The following is a 9,699-nucleotide window of genomic DNA, read 5'->3' as shown; positions in this document are numbered from 1 at the left end:
TTGAAAAACCGAATGTGTTTGGGTCTGATCTTGGCTCCATGCGTTCAAAAGAATGAAAATTCCCTGTAGATTCCCTGCTAGCAGGGAAATTCGGCACAAACCGCACCGGGTCTCGAAGGCATTTGAGGCGACCGACCAGAAGCGATGGGAAAACCCGCGCACGGGGCGTCTCAACGATACGGCTCAACCGGTAAGCGACTGAAATCATGTGGAAATTCCAGGCAGAACAGGCAAATGTGAGAGAGGCAGGGGTCGCTGGCGGGGCTGTCAGACAGATTCTAACTGGTCTCACCAAGGGCAGGATGGCTGTCCCTTATGCCGCGCCGAGTTGGCGCCACTCGGCGAGAGCGACGGCGCGGTTTTGCTTGAAGATGTCCCGGCTGGAGTGGCTGCGTTCCTGGTTGAAATGGATGAAGATAGAAGCGTGGACGGATGCGAATTTCAGCAGACTTCGCATCCGCCGAAATCGCTGCATCGCCCGCTCACGCCTTCGGAACGGCAAGTGAGAATTCTCTGCCCTGTTGTTCAGCCAGCGGCTGGTTTCTTGCCGATTGGCCGTTCCGATTTCCTTCAGCGCGGCCCCGTAGGAGCGTAGTTTGTCGGTGACGATCTTCTCCGGCTTCCCGTAGCGCCGTATCGTTTTCTTCAGGAATTTAAGGGCTGCACGCTTGTCTCGTGTCTTCGTCATGTAGCTTTCGAGAACCTCCCCCTCGTGATCGACTGCCCGCCAAAGGTAATGTCGCTCGCCGTTGATCTTCACGAAAACCTCGTCCAGGTGCCAGCGCCATTGTGGCCATGCCCGCATCCGTTCAACGCGCTTCTTGCGGATTTCGGAGGCTAATTTCGGCCCGAAGCGTTGCCACCAGAACCGCACGGACTCGTGGCTCACATCGATACCGCGTTCGTGCAGCAAGTCCTCCACGTTCCGCAACGACAGCGGAAATCGGATGTACAGCATCACCGCCAGGCGGATAATTTCAGGGCTCGTCCTGAAACAACGAAAAGGGCTGCGCTTTGTCATGGCGACAAGCTACGTTGCAACCTGGACCCGCTCAAGCCGGTTTACTTGACACCACCCTCCCACGTCATCTTGGGATCGAACCAGATGTCAGCGAGTTCCGGCGCTTAAGCGCATCGTTGTAGGCCCGCCAGTTCCTGATCTTGTAGCTCGGCGGTGTCTGTCTGCTCATGCCTCTCCGCTAGCACGCTGGATTCAAGGGATGAATCCCCAATCCGATTTGCGCAACAGAGTCCCTCCACATGCCAGGCGACAGATGAACCGCGCTGTTCGTGATGAACGCGTTCAGAACGATATTTGCGGTCAATCCTTCTCCTCCGTTTTCACCGCATGTCGGTCCTGCACATCGAGCGACGAGAAAATCCAGACATGCATCGGCACCGCTCAGATGATGCGAGCGAGTTCGTCCTCCCGAATCCATTTCTGCAGCGTGACGCGCTGGACCTTGTTGGTCGCAGTCATCGGCATCGCGTCTGTCTTGTAGACGCGGCGCGGCATCTTGAAGCCGGCTAGCCTCTTCGCCATAGCTTCCAGAGTGCTTGGCCAGTCGTGGTCGTCGGATGAGCAATAGACGAGGGCTGCGATCTCCCCCAGCCTGCCGTCAGGGATGCCTACGACACTAACCTCCTTCAGGCCGGTGACTTCGGTCACGACACGCTCCACCTCGGCCGGCGAGACATTCTCTCCGCCGACCCGGATCACATCGCGCAGACGCGCGATGTACTGAAGTTCGCCCTCGGCGGAAATGCTTCCGAGGTCACCCGAACGGAACCATCCGCCATCGACGAAAGTCGACGCGTTCGCTTCAGGCCGATTGTAGTATCCGGGCGTGACCGTCCGGCCGCGCATCTGGATTTCGCCGGTTTCGCCGACTTTCACCAAGGTACCGGAATCCGGGTCGACGATACGGATTTCATTCCCCGCCTGCGGGCGGCCGTTCATCCGGATCCGCTTGTCGAGCGGGTCGTCAGGATACCACATCGTGAAATTTCCGCCGGTCTCCGTCATGCCGTAGATGTTGGAAATACCGGTGACGCCGAAGTCGTCGTGAAGCTTTCGAATGAACTCTTCCAAGCCGATGTCAACCGCGACTTTCAGCGTACGGATGCGACGACGCGCACTTTCGCCATGCTCGACGATGTCCCGGAAGAAAATGCCATGTCCGGTATCCCCGCGGTGACGCTCGATCAGATCGAGGAAATAGTCGGGGTCCCATGTCGAGACGGTATGCAATGCGCACCCTGCCAGCAGGCACACTGTGATCGCATGCATGCTGCCGCTGCAATGGAAGAACGGAGCTGCGCTCATGAAGCTGCGGTTGGGGGTCAGCACTTGGCACCGCACGACGTGAGCTGCAGTCTGCAGATACAATGGTGGTGTCAGACGAATTCGAACTCGTCTCAGCTAGGTCAGGGTGGCTGCCTTTTATGCCAAGCAAAGACCGCGCCACTCGGCAAGAGCGGCGGCACGGTTTCGCTTGAAAATGTCCCGGCTGGAGAGGCTTCGTTCCGAATTGAAGTGGTTGAAGACAGAAGAGTGTACGGCGGCGAATTTTTGCAGACTTCGCAGACGCCGGAAGCGGGACATGGCGCGTTCTCGTCGTCGGAACGGCTGATGCGAATTCTCGGCGCGATTGTTCAGCCAGCGTCCGGTCATCTGGCGGTCAGCATTGCCGATCTCCTTCATGGCGGCACCATAGGATCGTAGTTTGTCGGTCACGATCCTCTCGGGCCGCCCGTAGCGCCGCATCGCTTTCTTCAAGAATTTAAGGGCCGCACGCTTGTCTCGTTTCTGGGTCACGTAGCTTTCGAGCACCTCACCCTCATGATCGACCGCCCGCCACAGGTAGTGGCGTTCACCGTTGACCTTCACGAAAACCGCGTCCAAATGCCATCGCCATTGAGGCCATGCCCGCATCCGTTCAACGCGCTTCTTGCGGATTTCGGAGGCGAATTTCGGCCCGAAGCGTTGCCACCAGAACCGCACGGACTCGTGGCTGACGTCGATGCCGCGTTCGTGCAGCAGGTCCTCGACATTGCGCAGCGAGAGCGGGAACCGGACATACATCATCACCGCCAGGCGGATGATCTCTCGGCTGGTTTTGAAGTATTTGAAGGGGTCGCGTCTTGTCATGCGGGCAGGGTAGGGCGGCGCGCGACCCGTCTCAACCCGGTTTCCTTTGACAGTGCCTCGCCTTGACACCACCTGACCTCAGGCCATCTGGGAAATTACACCAGCTTGACGGACGTGACCCTGACCCCACCCATCGTTGAGGTTAGACAGTGGCAGAAAGGCCACCATCAATGATCAGGCTCTGACCGTTAACATAGGCGGCCCCCGGAGATAGCAGAAAAGCGATCATGTTAGCGATTTCGTTGGAACTGGCTGCTCTGCCGGCCGGGACGTTTGCAATACGGTCTTCGGGCTGGGGGCTGACGCGGCCCGGAAGCAGATTGTTCATGCGCAGATCTTGGCCGGCAAATTCCGCCGCGAAGAGTTTTGCAATACCGGGCAGAGCGCCCCGTAACGTGCTCGAAAGCAAAAAGCGTTGATCAGGTTGAGCCGCCGAGAGACTGGATACATTCACAATGGCCCCCCCTCTGCCCGCTGCAAGCATTTCCGGGACCACCAACCGTGTCATCCGCACGACATTGAGAAGATACATATCAACCCCTGCCATCCATTCCATGTCGGAAAGCTCCAACAGCCGACCGCTCGGCGCATGTCCCGTGTTATTGACCACGGCATCAATCCGGCCATAGCGCGCGACAGTGGTCTCGACCAAGCGCTGCAGGTCGTCAGGATCAGTCACCGAACCGACCACTGCCAGCGCACCGAAATCTTTTGCCAAAACCTCAATTTCACTCCCCCGCGCGAGCAAGGCAAGCCGGTAACCATCATGCGCAAGCTTTAGTGCTGTTGCATGGCCGATTCCCCTGCTTGCCGCAGTGACGATAGCGACCGGGGAATCCCCGTCGTCGCAAGGCAAGGTCATGCTCATGCTGAACTGCTGCCCCAGACCGTTGTCAGGCGGTCCCGGTCGGGAGGGGTAACGCCGATGCCGGGCGCGCGTGGAACCGAGACCTGCCCTCGACCATAAACCACGCCGCTACAGGGATCGTCCTGGATGCCGCGGGCACCGTAGAGTTCGCCAACCAGCGGGTCGAGGGCCATTGCGGCGTGAACAGCAATTGCGGTCGCTGTGGCACCTTCGTTCATCTGTCCGGCGATACAGCCGATACCAGCAGCGTGCAGGCGGCGGCCTATATCGACCATGGGCCGCACGCCACCGGCTTTGGCGATCTTCAGGTGCGCGGCCACATTGCCATCAGCCTTACAAAGATGCTCGACATCAGCATCGGTCTGGAGGCCCTCATCAATGACAATGCGGTGACCGGTTTCCTTGGCCACGCGATTGAGCGCGTCCCAGTCGCCGGCGATCGTCGGCTGTTCGACATAGTCGAGATCGAACCGGGCAAATGCTGCTATGGCATGCAGCGCCTCGTCCGCCGTCCATGCGCCGTTCGCGTCAATACAAAGCCGGATCGTGTCGCCATACGTGTTGCACAGATACGCTAGCCTACGGAGATCGCTTTCGAGGGAACCCACCCCGACCCGCACCTTGATTTTGGTAAAGCCCGCAGCATGGTAAGATGCAATATTGCGCTTCATGCCCTCGTCGTCGCCCCAGAAAATACATTCGTTGCAAGGGATTGCGTCTTGGAATGTCCCGCCCAGGATTTCGCATGCAGGTACCCCAGCGCGTTTTGCTTCCAGGTCCACGAGCGTGTTGTCAACCAGTGCCTGGGCAATCTTGGGATAGAATTGACGTCGTTCGGAAAAGTACATGGCCAGATCTTCGGCACTTTGCGCCTTGCGGCTGATATCCTCAACCAGCGCCACCGCCGCTGGTACGACCGCTTCATTCGGGGTCCCGGTTATGAAAGCGATATTGGCCCGAACTTCACCCATAGCGGTTATCCCGGCGTCACGATCCTCAATTTCAAGGAACACTTCATGTAAGGCAGCGATCCGGCCAGAGGCAGCGGTATGGATCTCCTGACCGGCAGGATATGTTAAGAAGGCTTCCGACAAACGCAACCGCAACGCGCCTTCCACGATACCACTTCCTTTCATGACCATACCGAGCAATTCCGCTTATTGGTATAGTCATCATATCGGCGAGTCAATGAAACGTTACATCGTCGTAGTAGGTGCTATCGTGTCAGGCCAGTGACGGCGGTGCGGCACAGGAATCCCGGGAGATTATATCGGATTGTAGTACGAATTCTTTGGGGGGCGCATCAGCATCACCCCTGATCCTGTCGAGGATCATCCGCGCGACGATACGCCCGACGGTAGAATAATCCCAGTTCTCGACGGTTATAGGCGGATCGTACAACTCGGCAACTGGAGAATTCAGTGTTCCGATCACCGATACATCTCGGGGAATAGACATCCCCTTGGCCCTGATGCTCCGCAGAACCCCCGGCAGCATCTCGATGCCACCGGCGATGATGGCGGTCGGCCTATCAGGACGGTCGAGCAACAAGTGACTTTCTTCGTATCCAAAATCAGCCTCGAATGAACCGACTCGAAGAAGGTCTGGGTCGAGCGGAATGCCCGCCAGTATATGAGCTTCGCGATAGCCCTCGACCCGAGACCACCCGGAAAATAAATCCTGTGTGCCGGTTAACAGTGCAATCCGGCGATGGCCCAAATTAAAGAGCATCTGGACCGCGCGGATAGTGCTGCTGCGATGGTCGACCAAGACCCGGTCTGCCCAGGACGGATTGATGCGATCGAACAAAACCACTGGGAAGTTCACTTTCTGCAACCGATCAAGCAGAGCTTGGTCAGTTTCTGACCCGTGGCTGATAAGCAGGGCGTCGACCTGCCTTGCTTCCATAACTGAAATGAGCTGACTTTCCCGTTGCGGGTCGCCCTCGGACTTGGTCAGCATCAGGACGTATCCGGCCTGCATCAGCACGTCATGCGCATCCCTGACGAATGCAGCGAGGCCGGGAATGTTGATATCTCTGATAATACAGCCGACAGTCCGCGAGGATCGGTTGCGCATTGACTGCGCTGCGGCATTGGGCTGATAGCCGAGTTGGGCCACGGCCGCCTCCACCCGCGTGCGAATGTCGTCATTCACGCTCACGTGGCCATTGAGAACGCGGGAAGCAGAACCCACCGAAACGCCAGCTACGGTGGCAACATCCTTGATGGTTGGACGCTTGGATCCGACCGTCGGCTGCTTGGGTTTTGGCATATCTCAGCTGTCCTTCACATGTCGAGGCTGATGACCTCCGGATTGCGAGGCTGGCCCGAGCGGATATCAATGCGAGAACTGGAAAGAAGCCGCCGTGAAAGGCTTTCATCAGTACGAATCGGTTTTCCCGAGCGGTTGCCGTCAATCAATTTGTAACGATTCTTCATGCATGTGCTAGTATAAAATATAGCGTTTCTGATCCAGCCGAATGGCTAAATGTAAGGTGCAAGCACATGTCACGGCCCCCATGCTGGCGCCAGTACAGTTCGGCAAGTATATGAAGAAATTGCTATTCCTACTGGGGGCGAGCTTCATATGAAACGTTACATATTGACTTGTCGATCGGCAGCCCTCAGTATGCCCAAAGAACCAACCCCGACCTGGAATACCCGGTCGGGACACCGTTTCCTAATGACGAGAGTAAATGAGATGAATGCACCTAAAACCGCAGAGCCGCCCGTTTGTTGGCAGGACAGTTTGTTCGAGTTACTGGTTGAAAATGGCGTGACGCAGATATCCCACGTCCCGGACGCGGGGCACTCGATCCTGATTGAGCGTGCGGCCAATGAGCCGAGAGTTCACTCCGTCGGACTCGCGAGCGAGCAGGAGGGCGTTGCTCTCGCTGCCGGCGCGGATCTGGGTGGAGAAAAAGCGGTCCTGCTGATGCAGAGCAGTGGTGTGGGCAATTGCATCAACATGCTGTCGCTGATGAAAGGGTCGCGATTTCCCTTCCTGACCTTTGTCACAATGCGTGGCGAGTATGGGGAAGGGAACCCATGGCAATACCCGATGGGTCAGGCCGTGCAACCCGTTCTGGAGGCGATGGGCGTAATCTGCCTGAGGGCCGAACGCCCTGAAGATGTGATCCCGACAGCTGGGGCAGCAATGACCATGGTTTGGAAGTCAGAGCAGCGGGTTGCCGTTCTGCTGGCGCAAAAACTTCTTGGTGCCAAGAAATTCTGAAGGAAATGGAGTTGAATGCCATGAGCGTGAATGAAAAACGGACTGACGGTCGTTTCCAGATGGATCGCCGGGTGGTCGTGCCAAAACTGGTCGGCAATCCAAAGGATTTCCTGATTGTCAGTGGCTTGGCGGGCGCGGTTTACGACATGAGTTCGCTGACCGACCAAGGGGACTATTTCTATGGTCTTGGCGGCGCGATGGGCGGGGCCTGCATGATCGGCCTCGGCCTGGCGCTGGCTCGCCCCGACAAGAATGTCCTGGTGGTTACCGGCGATGGCGAGCTACTGATGAGCCTTGGGTCACTCTGCAGCATCGGTGTAATCAATCCGCCAAACCTTACCATAGTCTGTGTCGACAATGGCCATTACGGCGAGACTGGCTTCCAGAAAAGCCATACAAATCGTGGTGTTGACCTTGAACTGTTTGCCAAGGGCGCTGGGATTTCCCAGACGTGTACCGTATCAAGTGAAGATCAGATTGAGGCCGGAAGCAAGATGCTGCGCAGGGTCGGTGGGGCCAACGGAACCGCCTTCGTGCTGATGACGGTTGCTCCGACAGAGGCGCCGAAAGTGCCGCTGAATCTGGATGGTGCCGATTGCCGGCGCATCTTTTTGAAAGCACAGCGCCGCGCCGCTTGATGCCGCCAAAGTGCGGCTGTGCCGGACCACATGAAACAGGTTTTCCTCGGCCTGCCGGCCGGGGAGAGATAAATCAGGAAAGCTGTCATGACACAAGACCTGCCTCATTTTGGCATGTATATCGACGGGCGTAACGTCCCTGCGGAATCCGGCGAATGGTTCGAGACGTTCAACCCCTTCAACGGTCAGCCGTGGGCTCTTGTCGCCAAGGGCAGCGCGGCCGATGTTGACAAGGCCGTCGAGGCGGCGCACCGGGCACTAACTGCTGGTGAATGGGCCGAGATGACAGCCACGAAACGGGGCGCGCTGATGCGGCGCCTCGGCGACCTGATTGCAGAAAATTCCCAGAGTCTTTCCGACATAGAGGTGCGCGACAACGGTAAGCTTCTGGCGGAAATCAATGGCCAGATCAGTTACATACCGCAATGGTACTACTATTATGGCGGCCTCGCCGACAAGATTGAGGGGGCGGTACTGCCAATCGACAAGCCCGACAGCTTTGTCTTTCTCCGGCAGGAGCCGATTGGGGTTGTCGCGGCCATCACTCCCTGGAATTCTCCGCTGTTCCTGACCACCTGGAAACTCGCGCCTGCGCTTGCCGCCGGATGTACCGTGGTCATCAAACCCTCCGAACACACCTCGGTCTCGGTGCTGAAATTGTGCGAACTGATCGAAAAGGCTGGTTTCCCGAAGGGTGTGGTCAACGTGGTAACCGGTTTCGGCAATGAGGTAGGCGAGCCGCTCGTTTCCCATGAGAAAGTGGCAAAGATTGCCTTTACCGGCGGCGAAGCTGGTGGGGTCGCGGTTCATTCGGCGGCAGCGCGCAGCATGAAAAGCGTCACGCTGGAACTTGGCGGCAAGTCGCCCAACATCATCTTCGACGACGCTGATCTGGAAGAGGCCGTCAAGGGGGCGATTTCTGGAATATTTGCTGCCTCTGGCCAGACCTGCATCGCCGGGTCACGGCTTTTGGTGCAGGCAAGCATCTATGATCGAATACTGAAACGGCTGGTGGAGTTCGCGGGTCAGGCAAAACTTGGCGATCCGATGGAGTTGAGCACTCAAGTGGGGCCGGTTACTACGCAGCAGCAATACGCCAGAGTACTGGACTATATCGGAATTGCCAAAGATGAAGGCGCGAAATGCGCCCTGGGCGGCGGGCCATCGACGGATACTGACCTAAAGGATGGCTGGTTCGTTCAGCCGACGATCTTTTCAAATGTGACCAACACTATGCGGATTGCCCGCGAGGAGGTCTTTGGTCCGGTATTGTCAGTTATTCCGTTCGAAACCGAAGATGACGCTATAAGAATTGCGAATGACAGCCCCTATGGGCTGGCGGCAGGGGTTTGGACAAGCGACGTCCGTCGTATGCTAAAAATGTCACAGAAGCTGCAAGCGGGAACGATATGGATCAATACCTATCGCGCGGGCAGTTTCATGGTTCCCTTCGGCGGGGTTAAACGCTCGGGAATGGGGCGCGAAAACGGACAAGACGCGATCCGTGAGTTCATGCAAACCAAGTCCGTTTGGATATCAACGGCAGCCGAGACACCGAACCCATTTGTCATGCGCTGACGCACAACGCCGGATAGCGTTTCCATTTCATCAGCTGGGCCGTTCTTTTTTCAGCCGCTTGAGCGAGTTGCGATCTTTACGATTCAGGATTTCCATGAATCTTGATCTGTGATTCTCTGTCTGCAGGGCAGATATGGGGGTTTGAGATGGGTAAACCGCATCCTATGGCACTTCGGGAGCGCGTTGTCGCTTTTGTGGAGGAAGGGCATTCACACCGGGCTGCTGCC

General features: G+C 57.3%; 10 protein-coding genes. 3 read left to right on the top strand and 7 right to left on the bottom strand.

What is annotated here, in order from left to right; all coding sequences use genetic code 11:
- Positions 1-313: 313 nt before the first annotated feature.
- The 7 genes from DL899_RS18460 to DL899_RS19740 all read right to left on the bottom strand — a co-directional run bounded on the left by DL899_RS18460 (position 314) and on the right by DL899_RS19740 (position 6,460).
- The gene (locus DL899_RS18460) at positions 314-1,021 is read right to left on the bottom strand and encodes an IS6 family transposase (protein WP_111735800.1); all 708 of its coding nucleotides are present in this window, start codon (positions 1,019-1,021) and stop codon (positions 314-316) included.
- Positions 1,022-1,402: 381 nt separating this feature from the next.
- Positions 1,403-2,350, bottom strand: coding sequence for a class I adenylate-forming enzyme family protein (locus DL899_RS18450; protein ID WP_162685657.1), 948 nt, complete (start codon positions 2,348-2,350; stop codon positions 1,403-1,405).
- A gap of 93 nt (positions 2,351-2,443) precedes the next feature.
- Positions 2,444-3,151 (bottom strand): IS6 family transposase, encoded by a 708-nt coding sequence (locus tag DL899_RS18445; protein ID WP_111735798.1) that lies wholly within the window; start codon positions 3,149-3,151, stop codon positions 2,444-2,446.
- Between the two features lie 142 nt (positions 3,152-3,293).
- Positions 3,294-4,019: an SDR family oxidoreductase gene (locus tag DL899_RS18440; RefSeq protein ID WP_204355361.1), complete on the bottom strand. Its 726-nt coding sequence runs from the start codon at positions 4,017-4,019 to the stop codon at positions 3,294-3,296.
- Positions 4,016-5,161 (bottom strand): mandelate racemase/muconate lactonizing enzyme family protein, encoded by a 1,146-nt coding sequence (locus DL899_RS18435; RefSeq protein ID WP_111735796.1) that lies wholly within the window; start codon positions 5,159-5,161, stop codon positions 4,016-4,018. Before DL899_RS18435 ends, DL899_RS18440 begins: the two co-directional genes overlap by 4 nt.
- A gap of 82 nt (positions 5,162-5,243) precedes the next feature.
- Positions 5,244-6,293 (bottom strand): LacI family DNA-binding transcriptional regulator, encoded by a 1,050-nt coding sequence (locus tag DL899_RS18430; protein WP_111735795.1) that lies wholly within the window; start codon positions 6,291-6,293, stop codon positions 5,244-5,246.
- A 14-nt stretch (positions 6,294-6,307) separates the two neighbouring features.
- The gene (locus tag DL899_RS19740) at positions 6,308-6,460 is read right to left on the bottom strand and encodes a hypothetical protein (RefSeq protein WP_204355360.1); all 153 of its coding nucleotides are present in this window, start codon (positions 6,458-6,460) and stop codon (positions 6,308-6,310) included.
- A 262-nt stretch (positions 6,461-6,722) separates the two neighbouring features.
- Here DL899_RS19740 and DL899_RS18425 point away from each other — a divergent pair, with 262 nt between their 5' ends.
- The 3 genes from DL899_RS18425 (at position 6,723) to DL899_RS18415 (ending at position 9,472) form a co-directional block, all read left to right on the top strand.
- Positions 6,723-7,256 carry a thiamine pyrophosphate-binding protein gene (locus tag DL899_RS18425; RefSeq protein WP_111735794.1) on the top strand — a complete coding sequence of 178 codons (534 nt, stop codon included), beginning with the start codon at positions 6,723-6,725 and terminating at the stop codon, positions 7,254-7,256.
- 20 nt (positions 7,257-7,276) lie between these two features.
- Positions 7,277-7,894 (top strand): thiamine pyrophosphate-dependent enzyme, encoded by a 618-nt coding sequence (locus DL899_RS18420; RefSeq protein ID WP_162685656.1) that lies wholly within the window; start codon positions 7,277-7,279, stop codon positions 7,892-7,894.
- A gap of 87 nt (positions 7,895-7,981) precedes the next feature.
- Entirely contained in the window at positions 7,982-9,472 is a 1,491-nt protein-coding gene (locus tag DL899_RS18415) for an aldehyde dehydrogenase (RefSeq protein ID WP_239494767.1), read from the top strand.
- The last annotated feature ends 227 nt before the right edge of the window (positions 9,473-9,699 follow it).

Source organism: Roseovarius amoyensis (genome assembly GCF_003260265.1).
Lineage (GTDB): Bacteria > Pseudomonadota > Alphaproteobacteria > Rhodobacterales > Rhodobacteraceae > Roseovarius > Roseovarius amoyensis.
Note: the sequence above shows the minus strand (reverse complement) of the source record. Positions and strands in the feature narration are given on the sequence as shown.